Here is a 23,194-nt window from a genome sequence, read left to right as displayed (position 1 = left end):
TCCATGGATCGGCACATCATGTCGGGAAGTCGGCCAGGCCGATGCGGGCCGCCTCCGATGGGGTGGAATGGGTGGCGGCGCGCGGGTTGCGCACCAGTGGCCCGATCACGGCGAGCGTGACAAAGAGAAGGGCGATTTCGGTGTGGTAGACAAAGGTATAACCGGTGGCGGGCGTGTTCAGCACCTCGCCCCATGCGCCGGAGGTGGCGGCAGCATTGACCGCGTCGCGGATGCCCCCGCCAAAGGCGATGGCGAGCCCTGCCGCGGTGGCCTGCGCGGCACCCCAGGCACCGAGCGCGAGGCCGTTGCCGGCCTTGTCTTGGGTGGTCATGGTCATTGCCGCTGTAAGGGTCGAGACGGCGAAGACGCCGCCGCCCAGCCCGATCAGGCAGGCCCCGGCAAAGAAGAGCGCGGTCGAGTTCATCGGCGCGGCGAAGACCACGATGGCAAAGGCCGCGACACCGATCAGAACGCCGAGGGCCGCCAGCCGGTGCGCATTGCGCCCCTGCGCCAGGGAGCGACCGGTCCAGACGAAGCCGGCCAGTGCGCCCGTTGCCCAGAGCGCGGTCAGAAGTGTGGTGGACGACACCGAGAGGCCCAGGATTTCGCCGCCATAGGGCTCGAGCAGGACGTCCTGCATGTTGAAGGCCATGGTGCCGATGAAGACCACCGCCAGAAGACGCCCGGCCTGACCGCCGGACATCAGGTCGGCCCAGGCCTCGGCGAACCGGGGGCGGGGGGCGGCGCGTTCCGCGTGTGTCATCGGCGCCATCTTTTCCTGTTTCCACAGCGCGATGAGGTTGAGCACGATGCCCGCGAGCGCCGCGCCCTGCACGACGCGGATCAAGGCCAATTCGCTGAAGTCTCGCAGAAGCCAGCCGATGACGATGGCGGAGACGCCCATGCCCAGCAGGAACATCACGTAAAGCAGCGCCACGACGCGCGGGCGTGTCGCCTCATCCGCGCGGTCGGTGGCGAGGGCCAGACCGGCGGTTTGGGTCATGTGCAGGCCGAGGCCGGTCATCAGGAAGGCCAGGCCGGCCAGAACCTCGCCCGCGAAGGGCACGTCGTGGACGGTATTGCCCGACAGGACTAGCAGGGAAAAGGGCATCACCGCGAGGCCGCCCATTTGCCAGAGCGAGCCGAACCAAAGGTAGGGCACGCGCTTCCAGCCGATGGCGCTGCGGTAAGTGTCGGAGCGGAAGCCGAGCAGAGTGCGGAAGGGCGCGATCAGGACGGGCAGGGCGATCATGACGGCGACGATGGTGGCCGGGACCGAAAGCTCGACGATCATGACGCGGTTGAGTGTTCCCAGCAGCATGACCGTGGCCATTCCGACTGACACCTGGAACAGTGAGAGCCGCAGCAGTTCGCCCATCGGCAACCCCTCGCTGGCCGCGTCCGCGAAGGGCAGGGCGCGCAGGCTGAGGTGCTTGAGGGGCGAAGGACGGCTCATGCAGTCACCTCCATCGCGTGGGAAATGTAGAAGCCCGAGGTCACACGTTGAAGCGGCACAAGGGTGCCGGTGCCTTCGGCCCGCGCATAGGCGCGCGACAGGCGCGCGGGGCTGTGCGGGATCATGGTGGGCGAGCGGTCGGAGCGGGGAAAGAGCTTGCCCGCGTACCACATACCCATCAAGAGCGGCGTGCGCGGGGCGACGGTGAATACGATCCTGCCCGATGTGCGCGCCATGAGCGTAGCCAGCGACCGGGCGATATCGGCGTCGCGGTAGTAGATCAGGCTGTCCATCGCCAGAACGTGGTCGAAGCGGCCCAGCCCCGCATCCAGCATGTCGCCGGCGTGAAAGGCCACGCGGTGGGCCAGCGTTTCGGGCAGACGTCGTTGGGCGATGCCCACGAGCGAGGGCGAAATGTCGACGGCCACCACGTCGGCCCCGCGTGCGGCGAGTTCGGTGGTCATGGCGCCGGTGCCGCAGCCCGCGTCGAGGATACGCGCGCCGCGCAGGTCATTGGGCAGGCGCGACAGCATCTGTTCGCGCATTGCGTCCCGCCCCCGCCGCACGGTTTCCCGGATCTTCGAGACCGGCGCATCGCTGGTCAACGCCTCCCACGTGCGGGTGGCGGTCTTGTCGAAATAGGTTTCGACCCGGGTCAATGTGCGGTCGTAAGTCATGCCGAGTCCCCTGCACGTGTCGCGCCCCGGACTTGATCCGGGGCCTCGACGTTGGCCAAGAGGTCCCGGGTCAAGCCCGGGACGGCAATGCGATATGCGGCGGCGTAGTTCATCAATCGAACCCCAGGAGCTCGAAGATATCGCGGTCTTCCATCGGGGCGGGGGCCAGCGGTTCGGTGCCGCGCCAGAGGGTCTCGGCCAGCTGGACGTATTCCTTGCGGGCCATGACGATGTCTTCCTCGTCGGGCATCTCGAAGAGGGTCTTCTTTTTCAGGCGCGAACGACGGATGGCGTCGTAATCGGGCATGTGCGCGATGCGGTTGAAGCCGACCTTCGCGCAATAGCGGTCGACCTCGTTGGTCTCTCGCGAGCGGTTGGCAACGCACCCGGCAAGCCGGACCTTGTAGTTGGCCGACTTGGCCTGAACCGCGGCGATGATGCGGTTCATGGCGTAGATGCTGTCGAAGTCATTCGCGGTGACGATCACCGCGCGGTCGGCATGTTGCAGCGGTGCCGCGAAACCGCCGCAGACCACGTCGCCCAGCACGTCGAAGATCACCACATCTGTGTCTTCCAGCATATGGTGCTGTTTCAGCAGCTTGACCGTCTGGCCCACGACATAGCCGCCGCAACCGGTGCCGGCGGGCGGCCCCCCTGCTTCGACGCATTTGACGCCGCCCCAGCCATCGGCCACGAAATCCTCGGGTCGCAGTTCCTCGGGGTGGAAATCGACCTCTTTCAGGATGTCGATCACCGTTGGCTGCAAGCGACCGGTCAGGGTGAAGGTACTGTCATGCTTGGGATCGCAGCCGATCTGCAGCACGCGCTTGCCCATCTTGGCAAAGGCCGCCGAGAGGTTCGAGGACGTGGTGGACTTGCCGATCCCGCCCTTGCCATAGACCGAGAAGACCTTGGCCCCTTCGATCTTCATCGATGGGTCCTGGTGAACCTGAACCGATCCTTCGCCGTCTTGGCCCCTGAGGGCCGGAATGTCGTCGCGAGGGCTCATGTGTCGCCTGTCCTTTCGGGGTTACGTGTCATTCTGCTGCGACTCCTTCGAGGTGATCTTCGAGGGAGTCGGCGGCGTTGCGCAGGGCCGAGAGAGTGTCCGTATCGGGCTGCCAATAGGAGCGGGCATGCGCCTCCAGCAGGCGGTTGGCCATGCGCGAGGAGGCGGTCGGGTTGAGTTCCGCCAGGCGCTGGCGCATGTCCGCGTCGAGGATGAAGGTCTCGGACAAGCGCTGGTAGACCCAGGGCTCGACCTGGCCGGTAGTGGCGGACCAGCCCATCGTGTTGGTGAAGGCGCTTTCGATCTGACGCACGCCTTCGGCACCGTGTTGCAGCAGTGCCTCGTGAAACTTGGGATTCAGCGCGCGGGAGCGGCTTTCAAGCGAGACCTGGTCGGCCAGCGTGCGCACCTTGCCCGCGCCGCGGGTGGTGTCGGAGATGTAGATCGCCGCCTCTTCGCCGCCGCGGGCGCGTTTGACCGCGCGCGAGATGCCGCCCAGCGTGTCGAAATAGTGGTCGACCGTGGTGACGCCGAGCTCGACGGATTCGAGGTTCTGGTAGGCCAGTTCCACGTCGCCAAGCGCGGTTTGCAGGAGCTTGTCATTGGCGGCGGCCTTGCCGTCGACGCCGTAGGCGAAGGATTTGCGCGACAGGTAGGCGTCGGCCAGTTCGTCCTCGTCGTCGAAGGCGGAGCTGTCGACCATCATGTTGACGTTCGAGCCATAGGCGCCCTCGGCGTTGGAAAAGACGCGGAGGGCGGCGGTTTGCAGATCGCAGCCGATCTTTTCGGCATAGGCCAGCGCATGGGCGCGGATGAAGTTCTGTTCGACCGGCTCTTCTGCCTGCGCGGCCTTGAGCGCGGCCTCGGCCAGCAGCTTGGTCTGAAGCGGCAGCAGGTCGCGGAAGATGCCCGACAGGGTCATGATGACGTCGATGCGGGGACGGCCCAGTTCCGTGAGCGGTATGAGGTCCGCCCCGCAAAGGCGGCCGAAACTGTCGAAGCGCGGTTTGGCGCCCATGAGCGCCAGGGCCTGCGCCAGTTGCGAGCCATCGGACTTGATGTTGTCGGAGCCCCAAAGGACGATCGCCACGGTGCGCGGCAGGGTCTTGTGAGTGTCCAGCAGAAGCTGCGCCTGTGCGGCTCCTTCGCGGCAGGCGAATTCCGACGGCATGCGGAACGGGTCGAACGCGTGAATGTTCCGGCCCGTGGGCAGGATGTCGGGTGAGCGGACGAGGTCGCCGCCATGCACCGGCGCGGTATAGCCGCCCGCCAGCGCGTGCAGGATCGCGGGGATCTCGGTGCTTTCCCGCAGATGTTTGTCGGCAGTTGCGCGGGTCGCGGCATCGGCGTCGGCCATGAGATCGAGATACTCGGCGCGGGCCGTGTCGGACATGGGCCGGCCCACGACATGCAGACCCTCGGGGATCAGGGCATCCTCGGTTTCCAGCAGTTTCAGCCAGAGCGTTTCGGGGTCAGTGTCGCCCAGGTCGACGGCCTCGGCCTGTTCGGCGATGAGGGTTTCCAGATCGGCGCGCTCAGACGCGCCGGGGCGCGTGGCGCGCCAGCGGGTCAGGCTGTCTTTCAGCTCGGCCAGACCCTTGTAGAGCCCGGCGGTGGCCAGTGGCGGGGTGAGGTGCGAAATGGTGACGGCGCCGGAGCGGCGCTTGGCGAGGCTGGCCTCGGACGGGTTGTTGGCCGCGTAAAGGTAGATGTTGGGCATCTCGCCGATCAGGCGGTCGGGCCAGTCGCGCGGGCCGACACCCGCCTGCTTGCCCGGCATGAATTCCAGCGCGCCATGCATGCCGAAATGCAGGATGGCGTCGGCCTGGTAGGTGTTGCGCAGCCACTGGTAGAATTGCACGAAGGCATGGGTGGGCGCGAAGCCGCGCTCGAAGAGCAGGCGCATCGGATCGCCTTCGTAGCCGAAAGCGGGTTGGATGCCGACAAAGACGTTGCCGAAATCCTGGCCCAGCACGAAGACGCCGCGCCCGTCGGATTGCACCTTACCGGGAGCGGGGCCCCAGACCTCTTCGATCTCGGAAAGGTGGGGCGCGTTTGCGACGATGGTGTCGGCGCTGACATGGGCGGCGACATTGGCCTCTTGCCCGTATTGGGCGGCGTTGCCTTGCAGGATGGCGGCGCGCAGGGCGTCGACGGTTTCGGGTACCTCGATGTCGTAGCCCTGGGCCTGCATTTCCCGCATGGTGTTGTGCAGGCTTTCGAAGACGGACAGATAGGCGGCAGTGCCCACGGCGCCTGCGTTGGGCGGGAAGCCGAAGAGGACGATGGCGACTTTCTTTTCGGCCGGCTTGCGGCGGCGCAGGCGGATCAGGCGCTCGGTTTTCTCGACCAGGCTGTCGATGCGCTCGGGGCAAGGGGCCATGGCCTTGTTGTCCGGAGCCGCCTTGCAGGCATGGGCGCAGCCGGTGCAGCCCTCGGGGCCGTGGCGGCCGGCGAAAACGGTGGGGCAGGTCGCGCCGTCGAGTTCCGGCAGGGCGATGAGCATCGTCGTTTCTATCGGGCCGAGGCCCTGGGGCGAGTCGGCCCATTGGCCCAGTGTCTGGAATTCCAGCGGATGGGCGGCGATGTAGGGCAGATCGAGGTCGTTGAGCACCGCGATGGCCGCGTCGTTGTCGTTATAGGCTGGGCCGCCGACGAGGCTGAAGCCGGTCAGCGAGACAAGCGCGTCGATCTTCGGGCCACGCTCGGTGCGGAAGAACGCATCGATGGCGGGCCGGCCGTCAAGACCGCCGGCGAAGGCGGGCAATACATTGAGGCCACGGGCATGAAGGGTGCGGATGACGCCGTCGTAATGCGCGGTGTCGCCGGACAGGACATAGGAGCGCATCATCAGGAGGCCGACAGTGGGCGCGCCGGGGATGTGGCCCGGCAGGTCGGCGGGGTCGGTGGTGATGCGGTCGGGCAGGTCGGGGTGGAAAAGCCCGGTATCGGGATATTCCACGGGCAGGGCCACGCGCGCGCCGCGCCAATCATCGTGGCGGCAGTAGCGCGAAATGAGGAAGCGGATCAGGCCTTCGACATTCTCGTCCGACGCGCCGAGCCAGTATTGCATCGTCAGAAACCAGGCGCGCAGGTCCTGCGCCTTGCCGGGGATGAGCTTGAGGATGCGGGGCAGGCGGCGGAGCATCTTCATCTTCTTGGCGCCGCTGTCGACATTCTGCTTGGTCTGGCCGCGCAACTTTTTCATCAGCTTGCGCGTGCCGGATTCCGGGGCCTGCATGTCGAGCGTGCCCATGCGCGTCAGGCGCACGATCTTGGCGTCGGCAATGATGCCCGCCAGCGCGTCGCAATTTTCGCGCCGCGCTTCGAGGTCAGGCAGGATCGCGTTGATGTGGTCTTCGAGGAAGAGAAGGTTGGCGATGAGGATGTCACCCGAGGCGATGTCGGCGCGGGCGGCGGCCAGAGCGGCGTCGCTTTCACCCCATTCGGCGGCGGCGTGGACCTTGAGTTCCAGACCCGGGAAATCCATGCCGAGGTTCAGTGCCGCGCGTTCGCAAGGTCCTGCGGCATGGCTGTCCAGCGTCAGGATCACGACCTTGTAAGGCCGGGTTATCATGGCGTCATCGCGCATAATGGGCCTTTGCCTCGTACAGAGTATCGAGGCTGATCTGCGTCATGCCGCGCTCGGCGGCGTAGGTTTCGGTGTTGCGGCGGGCCTTGCCGCGCACGAAGAATGGGATCTTCTTCAGCTCCTTTTCCGCGTCGTCGAGCCAAGTGATCGAACTGTTGTCGTTCGCAGGTTGCGGTTCTTCGGCCGGATGGTCGGGAGGTCCCGGGTCAAGCCCGGGACGGTCTTCCGCCTTGCGGTCGACCGCCTTGTGCCCATGGTGGCTGGCGCCCGCGTCGTCGTGGAATTCGAAGTCGTCGCGGAACATGTGCAGCAGGTGCTCTTCCAGCCCCATGACCAGCGGGTGGACCCAGGTGTCGAAGATGACGTTTGCGCCTTCGATGCCCATTTGCGGGCTGTAGCGTGCCGGGAAGTCCTGAACGTGGACGGGGGCGGAGATGACGGCGCAGGGGATGCCAAGGCGCTTGCCGATATGGCGCTCCATCTGGGTGCCGAGGATCATCTCGGGCGCCAGTTCCTTGATCCGCTGTTCGACGTCGAGGTAGTCGTCGGTGATCAGCGCCTCGACGCCGTAGGCCTTGGCCAGCGCGCGGATCGGGCGGGCCATCTCGCGGTTGTAGCACCCAAGGCCGACCACCTCGAACCCCATCTCGTCGCGGGCGACGCGCGCGGCGGCGGCGACATGCGTGCCGTCGCCGAAGAGGAACACGCGCTTGCCGGTGAGGTAGGTGGAATCGACCGAGGCCGAGTACCACGGCAGGCGCAGGCGGCTGACGTCGAGGTTTGGCTCTTGCCCCGTGATCTCGGCCACCTCGGCGATGAAATCGCGGGTGGCGCCGACACCGATCGGTATGGTTTTCGTGAAGGGTTGGCCCAGTTCACGTTCCATCCAGCGGCAGGCGGCCTCGCCGGTTTCGGGATACATCAGCACGTTGAAATGCGCGGCACCTAGCCGGGTGAGATCCTGGGGTGTTGCGTCAAAAGGCGCGCAGACGTTGACGGAGATCCCCATGTCCTCGAGCAGGGCGGTCACCTCGGTGATGTCGTCGCGGTGGCGAAAGCCGAGGGCCGTGGGGCCGATCAGGTTGGCGGTCACATGGCCCGTGCGCTCCATCGGGCGGGCGAGGTTGCGCACCAGCTGAAACAGGGTTTCATCGGCGCCGAAGTTTTCCTTGCGCTGGTAGCTGGGCAGTTCCAGCGCGATCACCGGACAGGGCAAGCCCATCTGCTCGGCCATGCCTCCGGGGTCGTCCTGAATCAGTTCGGCGGTGCAGGAAGCGCCGACGATCATCGCCTGTGGCTGAAACCGCTCATAGGCCGCCTGAGCCGCGGTTTTGAAAAGATTTGCCGTGTCCGCTCCCAGGTCGCGGGCCTGAAATGTCGTGTACGTGACGGGCGGGCGGTGGTTGCGCCGCTCGATCATGGTGAAGAGCAGGTCGGCATAGGTGTCGCCCTGCGGCGCGTGCAGGACGTAATGCAGGCCCTTCATCGCGGTGGCGACGCGCAGGGCGCCGACATGCGGTGGGCCCTCATATGTCCAGACCGACAGCTTCATTCCGCCGCCTCCAGCCGCAGCTTGGCGCGGCGATGCAGTGTGCGGGAGAAGAGACCCGCAAGGTCACCGGCCTGTTCGTAGAAATGCACCGGGGTGAACACGAGTTCGATGGCCCACTTGGTGGCCATTCCCTCGGCCTCAAGCGGGTTGGCGAGGCCAAGGCCGCAGACCGTCAGGTCGGGCTGGGCGACGCGGCAGCGGTCGAGCTGCATCTCCACGTCCTGGCCTTCGGAGAGTGTCGGGCCCTCTTCCAACAAGTCGAGATCCGGGCCGACAACGCCCTTGTGGATGTAAGGTGCGCCCACTTCGATGGCGCTCATCCCGCATTCGCGGGTGAGAAACCGGGCCAGCGGGATCTCAAGCTGGCTGTCGGGGAAAAAGAAGACGGACTTGCCGTCCAGTTTCTCTGCCGCCTGCGAGATCGCTTTTTTGGCCCGTGCGCGGGGCGCGTGTGTTACAGTGTCGAACAGGGTGATGTCGACACCGAACTCCATTGCCACGGCGCGAAGCCACGCGGTGGTGCCTTCTTCGCCGAACGGGAAAGGCGCAGGAATGTGACGCGCCCCGCGCTTTCCAAGTGCGGCGAGGGTGCCGCCGAGGAAAGGCTGGGTGAGGATGAAAGAGGTGTTGGGACCAACCGCGAGAGTGCTGTCGGCGCGGCGCGCTGGCAGCACTTTCACGTTCCCGATGCCCATCTTGGACAGAAGGTCGAGCATCTGGTCCTCGACCACGTCGGGCAGGGCGCCGACCACGAGAAGCTGATGCTCGTCCGTTTTCGGCAGGACCGGGACCATCGAAGCGAGGCACGCGTCCTCGCCCTCGGTGAAGGTGGTCTCGATGCCGGAACCCGAGTAATTCAGCACCCGCACATGGGGGGCGTGTTGCAGCGACAGCTTTTCGGCGGCGCGGGCCAGATCCAGCTTGATCACCTCGGATGGGCAGGAGCCCACGAGAAAGAGCTGGCGGATATCCTTGCGGCGCTCCAGCAGGCGGGCGACCTCGCGCTCAAGCTCGGCTTGGGCATCGGCGAGGCCGGCAAGGTCGGTTTCCTCCAGAATCGCGGTGCCGAAACGCGGCTCGGCGAAGATCATCACGCCGGCGGCGGATTGCAGCAGATGGGCGCAGGTGCGCGAGCCCACGACCAGAAAGAACGCGTCCTGCATTTTGCGGTGCAGCCAGATGATTCCCGTCAGTCCGCAGAAGACTTCGTGCTGACCGCGCTGTTTCAGGACCGGGGCGTCACGGCATCCGGTGGCCGGAAGAGGCGTGGTTTCGTCGGTCATGCCGGCACCTCTGACGGGCTTGCCGACTGAAGCCGCGCCGCGCGCAGTTTGAGCAGGAACTGGGTGGCGTTGATTGCGTAGGCGGCATAGGCCGCGAGCGCCAGGATCATCAAACCTTGAGGGGACAATGCGGCCGTGAAAAGCGCCCATAGATAGGCCGTGTGCAACGCGATGACCGCAAAGCTGAACACGTCCTCCCAGAAGAAAGCGCTGGCGAAAAGGTATTGACCGAAAACGATTTTCTCCCAGATCGCCCCGGTGACCATGATCAGGTAGAGGAAGCCGGTCTTGACCAGGATCGACCACGTGGCCAGCGTATAGCCTTCGCCCGTCCATAGGTAGCGCAGCACGAGGCCGAGCGAGACGAGAAAGACAAGGAATTGAGCGGGCGCGAGAACGCCCTGAACGAGTGTCCAGATACTGGCATCGCGACGGGCGCGCTGTTCGGGTGTGTAGAGCAGGCCCGGGCTCGTTTTTGGTGGCGCTTGAAGCGTCATTGACTCCCCCTCGCAGACCGTAAGGTCGTAGCACGATGCTAGGGGCGCGGGCTTCAAAGTGTCAACTAAAATTTACACCTTGATCCGTTGTGATCTGTCGACACGTGAGAGCGGGGCGCGACTCGAACATATGTGATTTTCAAAGGTGTTTTCGCGTCGCTCAGATCTTGGATTCAAGAAATAAAGTTCTGGAAAACAGGGGATTAAATGATCGCGTCATGCGTGTATGTCAGGAAAAATTGACATTGAGGCGCGGCGGGCGCAGACTAATTGAGACTACATACGTGCCTGACGCCTGCGGGCACAGTCATGTTGTCGAACGCGGGGGAGAAGCGCGTGGGAGAGTCCTCTGACAGAAAAGGCTCCGGCCTTTCCAAGACGCAGCAGCCGGCCATTCGGTTTCTCGTGGAATCGGCGCTGAGAACGGTCATTTCAAACACGACCAGGTCCGCGCCGCGGACTCGGGAGGAGTGGATCCAAAGGCTGTGCGAAGCGCTTATGTCGGACTCGGAAAGCAGCTACCGGGCGGCCATCGCCTCGCTGATGGCAACCGGTGTCAGCAGTGAAGAGATTTTCCAGTCATACATCCCGGCCGTCTCGGCCTATCTCGGTGAGCTTTGGGTCAGTGATCGGGCGAGTTTCGTCGATGTCACCGTTGGCGCCTCGCGTTTGCAGGGATTGTTTCGCGACAAAGGGGGCCAGGCTTCGGCGCAGTGGAGCGACCGAAGCATCCCGCTTGGTCAATCTGTGCTGATGGTCGTGCCGCAGTACGAACAGCATGCTCTTGGCGCTTTTGTCGCTGCCGACAATCTTCGCCAGCATGGGCTTTGGGTTCACATGGCGATTGGCCTGACACGGGAGGAATTGGCTGAACTTTCGGGCACTCGGCGCTTCGCGATGATCGGAATTTCGGTCGCGACGCGGAATTCGGTTGAAAAAACCATCGAACTTATAGATTACCTCCGCTCGAATGCAAACTATATGCCACCAATCGTGATCGGTGGGCGAGCCGTCGAGGCTGATCCGAAAGTCGTATCTAAGACCGGCGCAGATCACGCGGTTCGCACTGCTAGAGAAGCGATAGAAAAATGTGGCCTGTCGAGTGTAGCAGAGGCGTTGCCGTTCAGCGGAGCGATCTGATGGTACTTGGTTCGGGGATTGACGGAGTGGTCTGATGACCCGTGAGACTCGTAAGTCTGAGCGACTACGCGCCGGGGCATTGCCCGATCCTTCCGGGGTGCACAATATCGTGGAACAGGCCGGTGACGTGGCTGTCTACGTGGCCGACGATGGTGAGGTCGCCGGCATTTCCGTAAATCCCGACTGTCCATCGCTCGGGTGTCTGGACCATTGGGTTGGGCGGCCTTTCAAGAATTTCCTGACCGTCGAGAGCAAGGAGAAGCTCGATCTGCGACTGGCGGAGATGCAGGCCGAGCCCGACCGGACTCCGCGGGGGCTGGAGCTGAATCACATCGACAATGCCACTTGGGAATTTCCAATCCGCTATACCCTGCACAGGGTTTATGACGGTGGGTTGCTTCTGCTTGGGCGAGACATGCAGCCCATTGCGGAGGTCCAGCAGCGCCTTGTCGCGGAGCAGACGGCGCGCGAACGTGACCAGCAGCGGTTGCGCGGGGAGCAGACATTCTATCACGTCGTGCTGGAGGCGTCCGAGACGCCGCTGATCCTGGTCGAGCCGGAAAAGGGCCGCATTCGCGACCTGAACAGTGCGGCGGCGATGCTTATGGGGACCAATACCGACACTCTGAGCGGGTCTTCTCTGGCGCAGGCGTTCGACGGACGGCGCCGCGAAGAGTTGTTGGAAGCGATGCGCAGCGCGGCCGGGTCGCGCGAGGCGCGCGGAATTGACCTGGTGGCGCGACGCAACGAGCGCGAGCTGAAGCTCTACCCCGAATTTTTCCGCGCGGCGGGCGATCTTTTTCTGCTGTGCCGCGTGCGGCCCGCGGATGGTGACGCCGGCACGGCGGTCGAATCGGCGCAGGTGATGGCTGCGCTTTACGCTGCCACCAGCGATGCGATCGTGATCACCGATGGCAAGGGCGTGATCCGCGACGCCAATGAGGCGTTTCTGACCATGGCGGATGCTGCTCAGTTGCGCGATGTCCGTGACAGCGACCTTGCCGATTTCCTTGTGCGCGGCGCGGTCGACGTCAAATTGATGCTGGAGGCTGCCGCCAAGCAGGGCAAGCTGCGCAACTATGCCACGCAGATTGCCAGCGTTGTCGGCACGCGAGCCAGCGTCGGCGTGTCCGTGGCACGTTTGCGTGACCCGGCGGGCGATTTCGGCTTCGGTTTCATCCTGCGCAGCTCGACCTCGAACGACACGGGTGAGGCGGAAATATCCAGCGTGGTCAGCGATGAGGCCATGAAGAACGTCATGGACCTTGTCGGTACGGCCTCGTTGAAGGAGTTGGTCTCGGCGACGTCGGACGTCATCGAAAAGCTGTGCATCGAGACGGCGGTGCAATTGACGGGCAACAATCGCGTGGCGGCGGCCGAGATGCTGGGGCTGTCGCGGCAAAGCCTTTACGTAAAGCTGCGCAAGCACGGGCTGATCAACTCCAACGCGGACGAATAGGCATCGAAAAGCTTTGAGGAAAGCTTTTCGGAAATCTTTTGTGAAAGCATTTCCCGGAAGGTCGTCGCCGGCTCGGAAAAAGTCCTTTCCCGAATCCGAGTTGTAAACCATACTTGACACTATGAGTGTCTCATTGGGTATACGTGCGTTGCGCCGCTGGCCCGAACCGCGCGCCATTCTGACCCTGATCAAACCGATCACGTGGTTCCCGCCGGTCTGGGCCTATCTGTGCGGCGTCGTTTCCAGCGGCGTGCCGGTGATGTCGGCGCCTTGGCTGGTGTTGATCGGCATGGTTTTGGCCGGGCCGGTGGTCTGCGGCATGAGTCAGGCGGCCAACGACTGGTGCGACCGGCACGTGGACGCGATCAACGAACCGGACCGCCCGATCCCGTCGGGCCGCATCCCGGGGCGCTGGGGCCTGTGGATCGCCCTTTTCATGAGTATTGCCGCGCTGGCGCTGGGGTCGACGCTGGGCCCGTGGGGCTTTGGCGCGACTGTGTTTGGCGTGCTGGCGGCCTGGGCCTATTCGGCCGAACCTGTTCGGATGAAGAAATCGGGTTGGTGGGGGCCGGGTCTGGTCGCGCTGTGCTACGAGGGGCTACCGTGGTTCACCGGGGCTGCCGTATTGTCGGCCGGCGCGCCGGCATGGCAGATCGTGGCCCTGGCGCTGCTTTATGCCGTGGGCGCGCACGGGATCATGACGCTCAACGATTTCAAGGCTTTGGAGGGAGATCGGCAGACAGGGGTGAACTCCCTTCCCGTTACGCTCGGCCCGGAGCGCGCGGCGCACGTGGCCAGCTGGATCATGGCTGTGCCGCAACTTGTGGTAATCGCAGCATTGGCGTGGTGGGGGCAGGTGTATCACGCCGCTGCGATTGCTGCACTGCTGCTGGTTCAGCTTTGGGCAATGCGCGTGCTGCTGTCCGATCCGAAAGGCCGCGCGCCTTGGTATAACGCTACGGGCGTCACGCTTTATGTCAGCGGCATGATGGTCGCGGCCTTTGCGGTCAGGGGGGTGGTATGACGCTGGGGTGGGGCGGTATCACAAGGCTGTGCCTGGCCAACGCCGCGATCGGCGGGATGGCGGCCCTGCCGGTGAACCTGTTCAACAGGTTGATGACGGTCGAGCTGGCGTTGCCTGCGCTGTTGCCCGGGTTCCTGGTGGCGCTGCATTACGCCGTGCAGTTATCGCGTCCAATCTGGGGGCATCGTTCTGACACCAAGGGCGGGCGGACACCGTTCATTCTGGGCGGAACGCTCGTGGTGGGCGCGGGGCTTGTGCTGACGGCCTGGGCAATCGCCTTTGCGCCGAGTACGCAGGTCGCGCTTGCGGTCTGGATACTGGCCTATGCACTGATCGGGTTCGGGATCGGGGCGGCGGGGACCTCGTTCCTGGCCTTACTGGCGACGGCGGCTCCGGATGACAAGAAAGGCGCGGCGGCCACGTTCGCCTGGCTGATGCTGATTGCGGGCGCGATTGCGGCGTCGGTGGGCGCGGGTGTCGCGCTGAAACCCTACAGCCCGGAGCGGCTGATGCTGGTTGTTCCAGTGGTCGCGGCGGCCTGTTTCGTGGCTGCATTGATCGCCACTTGGGGAGTCGAGCGGCGCCTTGGCGCCGTGCCCGCACCACAGGAGCCAAACCTCGGCCCGGCCTTGCGCGCGACGTGGGCGGACCCGGCGGCGAAGGCGTTTACCGGGTTTGTCTTCCTGTCGATCCTGGCCTTCTACCTCAGTGAACTGGTGTTGGAGCCTTTCGCAGGCCATATCCACGGTCTGACACCTGACGAGTCGACCAAGCTGTCGGGCGGCAAGGATGGCGCGGCGCTGTTGGGGATGCTGATGGCGGGCGCGTTTTCGACGTTCAAGCTGGGCAGCTTACGGACATGGGCCGTTACCGGCTGCGTGGTGTCTGCGGTGGGCCTGATGGGCCTTGGTGCAGGCGCGGCACTGGTGCCATTCACGGTTATTCTCGGGCTGGGCAACGGCTTTTTCGTCGTGGGCGCGATTGGCTCGATGATGCGGCTTGCCGCAGCGCAAGAGGGCGCCACCGGCACGCGGATGGGTGTTTTCGGGGCAGCCCAGGCGGTGGCTGCCGGGCTGGCCGGATTGATTGCCACGGGCACGCTGGACCTGGCCCGCACGATATTGAGCGATGAGGCAGCCTATGCCGCTGTCTTCGGCCTCGAGGCCGTGCTGTTCTTGGCCGCCGCGTTGGTGGCGGTGCGCATCCTGCACCGGCCTCATGCGCCGCTGCTGCAACCGGGAGAATGAGAGATGTATGACGTTGTGGTGGTAGGAGGCGGCCCGAGCGGGGCCACGGCGGCGGAGGACCTGGCAAGGTCCGGTCACAAGGTGGCGCTGCTGGACCGGGCTGGCCGGATCAAGCCGTGTGGCGGCGCAATCCCTCCGCGCCTGGTCGCGGATTTCGATATTCCCGAAGACCTGCTGGTGGCCAGGATCACGACGGCAAGAATGATTTCTCCGACCGGGCGAAAGGTGGATATTCCGATCGAGAACGGTTTCGTCGGCATGGTTGACCGCGAGGATTTCGACGAATTTCTGCGCGTCCGGGCCGAGGCCGCGGGTGCTGTGCGCGCCACCGGGACATACAAGCGGATCGTGCGCGAGAACGGACAGGTAAAGGTTATCTTTCGCGAGAAGGTCAGCGGGAACGAACGTGAATTGCCCTGCAAGCTGGTGATAGGCGCTGACGGTGCGCGGTCGAACGTCGCGCGGGATGAGGTGGAGGGCGGCGACCGGATTCCCTATGTTATCGCCTATCATGAGATCATCGCGGCGCCCGGCAAGGTCGGAGAATACGATCCAACCCGTTGCGACGTGATCTATGACGGCCGGATCAGCCCGGATTTCTACGGCTGGGTCTTTCCGCATGGCAAATCTGCCAGCGTGGGAATGGGATCGCTTGTGAAAGAGGTGGACGTGAAGCAGGCCACCGCCGATCTGCGCGTGGCCAGCGGGCTGGCGGAGTGTGAGACGATCCGCAAGGAAGGCGCGCCGATCCCGCTGAAGCCGCTGGACCGCTGGGATAATGGCAAGGATGTCGTCCTGGCCGGGGATGCGGCCGGCGTGGTCGCGCCCAGTTCCGGAGAAGGTATCTACTACGCCATGGCAGGCGGGCGCGTTGCGGCCACGGCAGCGGCGGCGACGCTGGCATCGGGGCGGGTCAAGGACCTGCGGCTGGCGCGGCAGCTTTTCATGAAGGAACACAAGACGGTGTTCCGGGTGCTGGCGTCTATGCAGAATGCCTATTACAAGTCGGACGAGCGGCGCGAGCGGTTCGTGTCGCTGTGCCATGATATCGACGTGCAGCGTCTGACCTTCGAGGCGTATATGAACAAGAAACTGGTAAAGGCCCGGCCCATGGCCCACCTGAAGATCGGGCTGAAGAACCTGGCGCATCTGACGCGGCTGGTGCCAGCGGCCTATACATGAGCGTGATGATCCCGACTTGGATCGGCGGCGACCTGGTGGCCGTCGAAAAGCTGGAAGCCCATGAGCGCGGCTTGCGGCACAAGGCGGTGTCGGTGTTCGTGCTTTGCGGCAATGAGCTGCTGATCCAGCGACGGGCGTTGGCCAAGTATCACACGCCGGGCCTTTGGGCGAATACCTGCTGCACGCATCCCAACTGGGGCGAAGACGCCGAGGCCTGCGCGCATCGCCGGCTGATAGAAGAGTTGGGAGTCGAAGGCCTGGCGCTGGACTATCGCGACCAGCTGGAATATCGCGCCGACGTTGGCGGCGGGCTGGTGGAGCACGAAGTGGTGGATGTGTTCGTGGCCAAAGTTTCGCAGCGGATCACCCCGAAACCGAACCCTGCCGAGGTCATGGATACGGCCTGGGTCGACCTTGACGACCTGCGCGACTATGCGCGCACCATGCCGGACATCTATACGCCGTGGCTGCGCATCTACCTTGAAAAGCACGCGGCGCAGATCTTCGGGCGGGTGGACAGCCCGGTGTGATGCGGCAAAGGGCCGGTTTCAAATAGACATCCGGCGCGGGGCTTGATTTAACCCGGCACGACTGGCGACAGACGATGGAGCGCGCGTGCTTGACCTCAAAGACCTGCAATTTCTGACCGCGCTGGCACGGCAGAAGCATTTCGCCCGCGCCGCTGAGGAATGCGGCGTGTCGCAGCCTGCGTTTTCCATGCGCATCGCCAAGCTGGAAGAGCACCTCGAGACCAAGATCGTGCACCGGGGCAACCGGTTTCAGGGGCTGACGCCGGACGGGGAGAGCATCGTGCGCCACGCGCTGCAGATCCTCGAGGACGTCAAGCGGCTGGAGACCGAGTTCAGTGCCGAGCCCGGGGATGTCACGGGCGTGCTGTCACTGGCGGCGATCCCCACTGCGGCAGCGTTGGCGGCGCGTACCGTGATCCAGCTGCGAGAGGCCAATCCCGGAATTACCGTGCGCGTCAAGACGATGAATTCGCTGGCTATTCTGCACGGGCTGGAGGCCGGGACCTACGATGCCGGGATCACCTATACCGATAGTGCCAATTCCGAGAGCGCCATCCACAGCTTCCTGAGCGTGACGCCGATCGACGACGAGGAATACGTACTGCTGGTGCCGGCAGATATGGTTGATGGGGACAAGACCCAGATCACCTGGAAAGAGGCGGGGGCTCTGCCGCTCTGCCTGCTGGAGCCGGGGATGCAGAATCGGCACATCATCGACACGGTCTTTCAGGACGTCGGCACGCGCCCGCGCGTCGTTGCCGAGTTGTCGGGCCTTACGGCTGGGGTCGTGATGGCAATCCAGGGAGCAGCGGCGACAGTGGTGCCGAAGGTTCTGGTCGAGAATACCGGCGCCCCCCGGTCTGTCCGCATCCTTCCGTTGGTCGAGCCGGAAGTGCGCAAATCTCTCAGCCTTGTAACCGCGGACAGAGGCCCTGCGCTGCGCACAGTGCAGGCGTTGAAGGAAGTGCTGCAATAAGTCCTGCTTATCGCGGATTTGAATCATACGATTTTTGATTGCGCAATGCATGCCTTAGTATCCCGGAAGCAACGGGAGGACCGATCATGGCATTGGACGATCGCAGCGGTGTATGGAAATCTGGCAAGGGCAAGGGGCGGCACACGCCCAAAGGCCGGCAGCTGGAAGACCAGGCCTGGGAAGAGGTACGTGCGCTTCTGGGGGGTGCGCCCCGGCGGCGTGATCTGTTGATTGAATATCTGCACCTGATTCAGGACAAGTTTGGCCACCTCAGCGCGGCGCATTTGCGCGCGTTGGCCGAGGAGATGCGCATCGCGCAGGCCGAAGTCTATGAAGTTGCAACATTTTACGCGCATTTCGACGTGGTCAAGGAAGGCGATGTTCCCCCGCCCGCGCTGACCATCCGGGTGTGCGATTCACTGTCCTGCGAATTGGCCGGGGCGCAACAGCTGAAGGCCGCGCTGGAGGATGGCATGGACCCCTCCGAGGTGCGCGTGCTGCGTGCACCCTGTATGGGGCGCTGCGACACGGCGCCGGTGCTGGAGCTGGGCCACAACCACATCGACAACGCGACGGTGGAGAAGGTCGAATCGGCCATCGCCAGTGGCGATACCCACACGCATGTCCCCGAGTACGAGGATTTCGCGACCTACAAGGCCGACGGAGGCTATGAGAAGCTGGCCGAACTGCGCAAGGACGGCGTGTTCGAGACCGTGCAGGAAACGCTGCTCGATTCGGGTCTGCGCGGCCTGGGCGGCGCGGGCTTCCCGTCGGGCAAGAAATGGGGCTTTGTGCGGGCGGAGTCCGGGCCGCGGTATCTGGCCGTGAACGGCGATGAGGGCGAGCCCGGCACATTCAAGGACCGCTATTACCTGGAACGCACGCCGCATTTGTTCCTAGAGGGTATGTTGATCGCCGCCTGGGCGGTCGAGGCGAAGACCTGCTTTATCTACATGCGCGACGAATATCCCGCTGTTCTTAAGATCCTCGCCAAGGAGATCAAGGCGCTGGAAGAGGCGGGCATCGTCGAGGAAGGCTATATCGAACTGCGCCGCGGTGCGGGGGCGTATATCTGCGGCGAAGAAAGCGCGATGATCGAGTCGATCGAGGGCAAGCGCGGCCTGCCGCGCCATCGCCCACCTTTCGTGGCGCAGGTCGGCGTCTACAACAAGCCGACGCTGGTGAACAATGTCGAGACGCTCTACTGGGTGGCCCGCGTTCTGCGCGAGGGCGGCGAGATCCTGTCGGGCGTGGAAAAGAACGACCGTAAGGGTCTGCGCTCTTACTCGGTATCGGGCCGCGTGAAGAACCCGGGCGTGCATCTGCTGCCTGCCGGGTCGACCATCCTCGACATTGTCGAGGCCGCTGGCGGTATGCTGGACGGTCATACCCTGAAGGCCTATCAGCCGGGCGGTCCGTCCTCGGGGCTTCTGCCTGCGCACATGGACGATGTGCCGCTCGATTTCGATACGTTGCAGCCGCATGGCAGCTTCATCGGGTCCGCCGCCGTCGTGGTGTTGTCGGACAAGGACAGCGCCAAGGAAGCCGCCATAAACATGCTGAAGTTCTTCGAGGACGAAAGCTGTGGCCAGTGCACACCATGCCGCGTTGGCTGTGAAAAGGCCGTGAAGCTGATGCAGGCGGATACGTGGGACCAGTCGCTGCTTGAAGAATTGAGCCAGACCATGGTGGACGCGTCCATCTGTGGCCTGGGCCAGGCGGCGCCCAATCCCATTCGCCTGACGATGAAACATTTCCCGGACGAGGTGTAAGACATGACCGACAAGATCAAGTTGACACTCGATGGCAAGGAAGTCGAAGCCGAAAAGGGCATGACCATTTGGGAAGTGGCCAATGGCCGGGGTCTGAAGATTCCGCACCTCTGCCACAAGCCCGCGCCGGGGTACCGCCCCGATGGCAACTGCCGCGCCTGCATGGTGGAAGTGGAGGGCGAGCGCAATCTCGTTGCGTCCTGCATACGCGAAGCCAGCGAAGGTATGAACGTCACCACCAATTCGAACCGGGCGGAAACCGCGCGCAAGATGGTGATGGAGATGCTGATCGCCGACCAGCCGGAACCGGAAAAGGCGCATGACAAGTCCAGCCACCTGTGGGACATGGCCAAGCTGACCGGCGTATCGGAAAGCCGCTTTCCCAAGCTGGAACAGGACCGTGTGCCGCTTCTGGATGACAGCCACGTCGCGATGAGCGTCAACCTGGATGCCTGCATCCAGTGCAACTTGTGCGTCCGCGCCTGCCGTGAAGTGCAGGTCAATGACGTGATCGGCATGGCCGGTCGCGGTCATGACAGCTTTCCGGTATTCGATTTCGACGACCCGATGGGCGAAAGCACCTGCGTGGCCTGCGGCGAATGCGTGCAGGCGTGCCCGACCGGGGCGCTGATGCCGTCCTCGGTGGTGGATGACGCCCAAGTGGGTGACAGCGCCGATTATGACCGTGAGGTCGACAGCGTCTGCGCCTTCTGTGGTGTGGGCTGCCAGATCAGCCTGAAGGTCAAGGACGACAAGGTGAAATACGTCGAGGGTATCAATGGCCCCGCGAACGAAGGCCGCCTGTGTGTCAAAGGCCGGTTCGGGTACGACTATATCCAGCACTCGCACCGCCTGACCAAACCGCTGATCCGGCGGGAGGATGCCCCGGCAAAGGGCCTGAATGTCGATCCGGACAACTGGCAGGACTTCTTCCGTGAGGCCTCGTGGGACGAGGCGCTGGATGCGGCGGCAAACGGCCTGAAAGGTCGTGGCCGCGAGGTGGCCGGTTTCGGCAGTGCGAAGTGCACCAACGAAGAGGCGTACCTGTTCCAGAAATTCATCCGCCAGGGCTTTGGCCACAACAACGTGGATCATTGCACGCGGTTGTGCCACGCCTCCTCGGTGGCGGCGCTGATCGAAAATGTCGGTTCGGGGGCCGTGACCGCGACCTTCAATGAGATCGAGAATGCCGACGTGGCGATCATCATCGGGGCCAATCCGACGGAAAACCACCCTGTTGCGGCGACGTATTTCAAGCAATTCACCAAGCGCGGTGGCAAGCTGATCGTGATGGATCCGCGTGGGCAGGGCATGAAGCGGTTCGCCAGCCATATGCTGCAGTTCAAGCCGGGCGCGGACGTGTCCATGCTGAACGCGATCATGCATGTGATCGTCGAGGAAGAGCTTTACGACCAGCAGTATATCGAGGCGTTCACCGAGAACTGGGAGGCCGAGAAGGCGCATCTGGCGCAGTTCCCGCCCGAAAAAATGGAAGAGCTGTGCGGCATTCCCGCCGAGACGCTGCGCGAAGTGGCGCGTGAATTCGCCACGGCGCAGTCCGGCATGATCTTCTGGGGCATGGGCGTCAGCCAGCACATCCACGGCACGGACAATTCCCGCTGCCTGATTTCGCTGGCGCTGATGTGCGGCCATGTGGGCCGTCCGGGCACGGGTCTGCACCCTCTGCGCGGTCAGAACAACGTGCAGGGCGCGTCGGATGCGGGTCTGATCCCGATGTTCCTGCCCGACTACCTGTCGGTCACGGATGACGGGGTGCGCAAGGCGTTTACCGAAGTCTGGGAAACGGGCGACTTCAGCAGCGAGAAGGGGCTGACCGTCACCGAGATCATGGACGCGGTACACGAGGGTCATATCAAGGCGATGTACGTTCTGGGTGAAAACCCGGCGATGAGCGACCCGGACGTGGAACATGCCCGCGACGCGCTGGCGATGCTGGATCACCTTGTGGTGCAGGACATCTTCATCACCGAGACGGCCAACTATGCCGATGTGATCCTTCCGGCCTCGGCGCTTTATGAAAAGTCCGGGACGGTGTCGAACACCAACCGGACCGTCCAGATGCTGCGCCAGGCGGTGCCGCCGCCGGGCGAGGCGAAAGAGGACTGGTGGATCGAGGTCGAACTGGCCAAGCGCTGTGGCCTGAACTGGAATTATACCGACCCGTCGCAGGTGTTCAACGAGATGGCGATCAACATGCGCAGCCTCGACAACATCACCTGGGAACGGCTGGAGCGCGAGGCGGTGACCTATCCGTCGCTCAGCCCCGAGGACCCGGGCCAGGCCGTGGTGTTCGGCGATGCCTTCCCGCGGCCCGAGGGGCGCGCCCGGTTCACCCCGGCCAGCGTGATCCCGCCCGACGACCTGCCGGACGCAGATTATCCGATGGTGCTGACGACGGGTCGGCAGCTGGAGCATTGGCATACCGGGTCGATGACCCGTCGGTCCAGCGTTCTGGATGCGGTGGAACCCGAGGCCAACTGTTCGTTGCACCCCTCGACCCTGCGCAAGCTGGGGGTTGAGCCGGGCGGCATGGTGCGCATCTCCACCAAGCGCGGCTCAATCGATGTGATGGCACGTGCCGACCGGGCGATTGCACCGGACATGGTGTTCATGCCGTTTGCCTATGTCGAGGCGGCGGCGAACATTCTGACGAACCCGGCTATCGACCCCTACGGTAAGATCCCCGAGTTCAAATACTCGGCCGTGCGGGTGGAAAAGGCAGAAGAGGCTGTGGCAGCGGAATAGATCGCAACAACGCGAAGTATCGAAAAAGGGCCGGGGTTTCCCGGCCCTTTTGTTTCTTGCGGCGCCTTGGCGGTCTGCGTTTCGGACGACGCCAACACTTTTTGCTGCATCCGCAAATGATTGTCGTTGCACGATGCTGGTTCGTGGTATACCAGATTTCGAACTTAACGACTCACCTCGGTACGCTGCCATGAAACTGAATCCGATCGATACCTCTGTCACGCTCAAGGATCACATCTACAACCGCATGCGCGAGGCGATCCTCGACATGGATATCTATTCCGACGATGTCGACCTGCGGCTGGACGAACGCGGCCTGGCCGAGCAACTGGGCGTGTCCCGCACGCCGCTGCGCGAGGTGCTGGTGCGGCTGGAACAGGAAGGTCTTCTGGAGGTGCGCCCGCGTCGCGGCATTTTCGTGCAGCGCAAGACGCTGTCGGACATTCTGGAGATGATCGTTGCCTGGGCCGCGCTGGAAAGCATGGCGGCGCGGCTGGCCTGTGACACCGCCACGGACCGCCAGATCGCCAGCCTGCGTACCATCGCGATGAAATACTCGGTGTCCAAGAGCGGGGCGGATATTGCGGAGTATTCTGACGACAATATCCGCTTTCACCAGAAAATCCTCGAAATCTCCGGCTGCGAGTTGCTGGCCCGCATGGCGGAAAACCTGTTCGTGCACATGCACGCGGTGCGTCGCCGATCCATGGCCGAGGAGGACCGTGTGCCGCAATCAGTGGCAGATCACATGGAAATTATCGAGGCGCTCGAAGCGCGCGATGTGGACCTCGCAGAGGCTCGCGTGCGCGACCACACGATGCGCCTTCACGACCACGTGCGCGAGGTCTGGACCCGCGCAGGCATCACGAAAAACAAGGGGGAATGACCTGATGAAAGCATTGGACGGCATCAAGATTCTGGACTTCACGCATGTTCAGTCGGGTCCGACCTGCACGCAGCTTCTTGCGTGGTTCGGGGCGGATGTTCTGAAGGTGGAGCGGCCGGGCGTGGGCGACGCCACGCGGCAGCAGC

At 63.9% G+C, this 23,194-nt stretch carries 18 protein-coding genes; 11 read left to right on the top strand and 7 right to left on the bottom strand.

Annotated features, from left to right (window positions below):
* Positions 1-16 precede the first annotated feature (16 nt).
* From C2I35_RS17280 to bchF, 7 genes are all read right to left on the bottom strand, one after another.
* A complete protein-coding gene (locus C2I35_RS17280) occupies positions 17-1,456 on the bottom strand; it encodes a PucC family protein (RefSeq protein ID WP_103764312.1) in 1,440 nt (479 codons plus the stop codon).
* Positions 1,453-2,133 (bottom strand): magnesium protoporphyrin IX methyltransferase, encoded by a 681-nt coding sequence (gene bchM / locus C2I35_RS17275; RefSeq protein ID WP_103764311.1) that lies wholly within the window; start codon positions 2,131-2,133, stop codon positions 1,453-1,455. The genes C2I35_RS17280 and bchM overlap by 4 nt, the downstream gene beginning before the upstream one ends.
* Before the next feature lie 112 nt (positions 2,134-2,245).
* Positions 2,246-3,142, bottom strand: a complete 897-nt coding sequence (gene bchL, locus C2I35_RS17270; protein ID WP_103764310.1) for a ferredoxin:protochlorophyllide reductase (ATP-dependent) iron-sulfur ATP-binding protein — start codon at positions 3,140-3,142, stop codon at positions 2,246-2,248.
* Between the two features lie 28 nt (positions 3,143-3,170).
* Positions 3,171-6,734 carry a magnesium chelatase subunit H gene (locus C2I35_RS17265; RefSeq protein WP_103764309.1) on the bottom strand — a complete coding sequence of 1,188 codons (3,564 nt, stop codon included), beginning with the start codon at positions 6,732-6,734 and terminating at the stop codon, positions 3,171-3,173.
* Positions 6,724-8,286, bottom strand: a complete 1,563-nt coding sequence (gene bchB / locus C2I35_RS17260; RefSeq protein ID WP_103764308.1) for a ferredoxin:protochlorophyllide reductase (ATP-dependent) subunit B — start codon at positions 8,284-8,286, stop codon at positions 6,724-6,726. The genes C2I35_RS17265 and bchB overlap by 11 nt, the downstream gene beginning before the upstream one ends.
* Positions 8,283-9,569, bottom strand: a complete 1,287-nt coding sequence (locus tag C2I35_RS17255) for a ferredoxin:protochlorophyllide reductase (ATP-dependent) subunit N (protein WP_103764307.1) — start codon at positions 9,567-9,569, stop codon at positions 8,283-8,285. The genes bchB and C2I35_RS17255 overlap by 4 nt, the downstream gene beginning before the upstream one ends.
* Positions 9,566-10,066, bottom strand: coding sequence for a 2-vinyl bacteriochlorophyllide hydratase (bchF, locus tag C2I35_RS17250; RefSeq protein ID WP_103764306.1), 501 nt, complete (start codon positions 10,064-10,066; stop codon positions 9,566-9,568). Before bchF ends, C2I35_RS17255 begins: the two co-directional genes overlap by 4 nt.
* A gap of 498 nt (positions 10,067-10,564) precedes the next feature.
* Here bchF and C2I35_RS17245 point away from each other — a divergent pair, with 498 nt between their 5' ends.
* The 11 genes from C2I35_RS17245 to C2I35_RS22690 all read left to right on the top strand — a co-directional run.
* Positions 10,565-11,206 (top strand): cobalamin B12-binding domain-containing protein, encoded by a 642-nt coding sequence (locus tag C2I35_RS17245; protein ID WP_245890530.1) that lies wholly within the window; start codon positions 10,565-10,567, stop codon positions 11,204-11,206.
* 34 nt (positions 11,207-11,240) lie between these two features.
* Positions 11,241-12,665, top strand: coding sequence for a transcriptional regulator PpsR (ppsR, locus tag C2I35_RS17240; protein WP_103764304.1), 1,425 nt, complete (start codon positions 11,241-11,243; stop codon positions 12,663-12,665).
* Positions 12,666-12,786: 121 nt separating this feature from the next.
* Entirely contained in the window at positions 12,787-13,689 is a 903-nt protein-coding gene (gene chlG, locus C2I35_RS17235; RefSeq protein ID WP_103764303.1) for a chlorophyll synthase ChlG, read from the top strand.
* A complete protein-coding gene (locus tag C2I35_RS17230) occupies positions 13,686-14,936 on the top strand; it encodes a BCD family MFS transporter (RefSeq protein ID WP_103764302.1) in 1,251 nt (416 codons plus the stop codon). Before chlG ends, C2I35_RS17230 begins: the two co-directional genes overlap by 4 nt.
* A 3-nt stretch (positions 14,937-14,939) precedes the next feature.
* Complete coding sequence (locus tag C2I35_RS17225) at positions 14,940-16,118, top strand: geranylgeranyl diphosphate reductase (protein ID WP_103764301.1); 1,179 nt, start codon at positions 14,940-14,942, stop codon at positions 16,116-16,118.
* Positions 16,115-16,648: an isopentenyl-diphosphate Delta-isomerase gene (idi, locus tag C2I35_RS17220; RefSeq protein ID WP_103764300.1), complete on the top strand. Its 534-nt coding sequence runs from the start codon at positions 16,115-16,117 to the stop codon at positions 16,646-16,648. Before C2I35_RS17225 ends, idi begins: the two co-directional genes overlap by 4 nt.
* 85 nt (positions 16,649-16,733) lie before the next feature.
* Positions 16,734-17,624, top strand: coding sequence for a LysR family transcriptional regulator (locus C2I35_RS17215; protein WP_103764299.1), 891 nt, complete (start codon positions 16,734-16,736; stop codon positions 17,622-17,624).
* An 86-nt stretch (positions 17,625-17,710) separates the two neighbouring features.
* A complete protein-coding gene (locus tag C2I35_RS17210) occupies positions 17,711-19,396 on the top strand; it encodes an NAD(P)H-dependent oxidoreductase subunit E (RefSeq protein WP_103764298.1) in 1,686 nt (561 codons plus the stop codon).
* A gap of 3 nt (positions 19,397-19,399) precedes the next feature.
* Complete coding sequence (fdhF, locus tag C2I35_RS17205) at positions 19,400-22,162, top strand: formate dehydrogenase subunit alpha (RefSeq protein ID WP_103764297.1); 2,763 nt, start codon at positions 19,400-19,402, stop codon at positions 22,160-22,162.
* 190 nt (positions 22,163-22,352) lie between these two features.
* A complete protein-coding gene (locus tag C2I35_RS17200) occupies positions 22,353-23,048 on the top strand; it encodes a GntR family transcriptional regulator (RefSeq protein ID WP_103764296.1) in 696 nt (231 codons plus the stop codon).
* The coding region (locus C2I35_RS22690; RefSeq protein ID WP_342749726.1) for a CoA transferase at positions 22,942-23,194 on the top strand (253 nt) is incomplete at its 3' end. The genes C2I35_RS17200 and C2I35_RS22690, both read left to right, overlap by 107 nt.

Origin of the sequence: Roseovarius confluentis (assembly GCF_002917925.1) — a bacterium.
GTDB lineage: Bacteria > Pseudomonadota > Alphaproteobacteria > Rhodobacterales > Rhodobacteraceae > Roseovarius > Roseovarius confluentis.
This window is presented reverse-complemented; position numbering and strand designations above follow the sequence as displayed.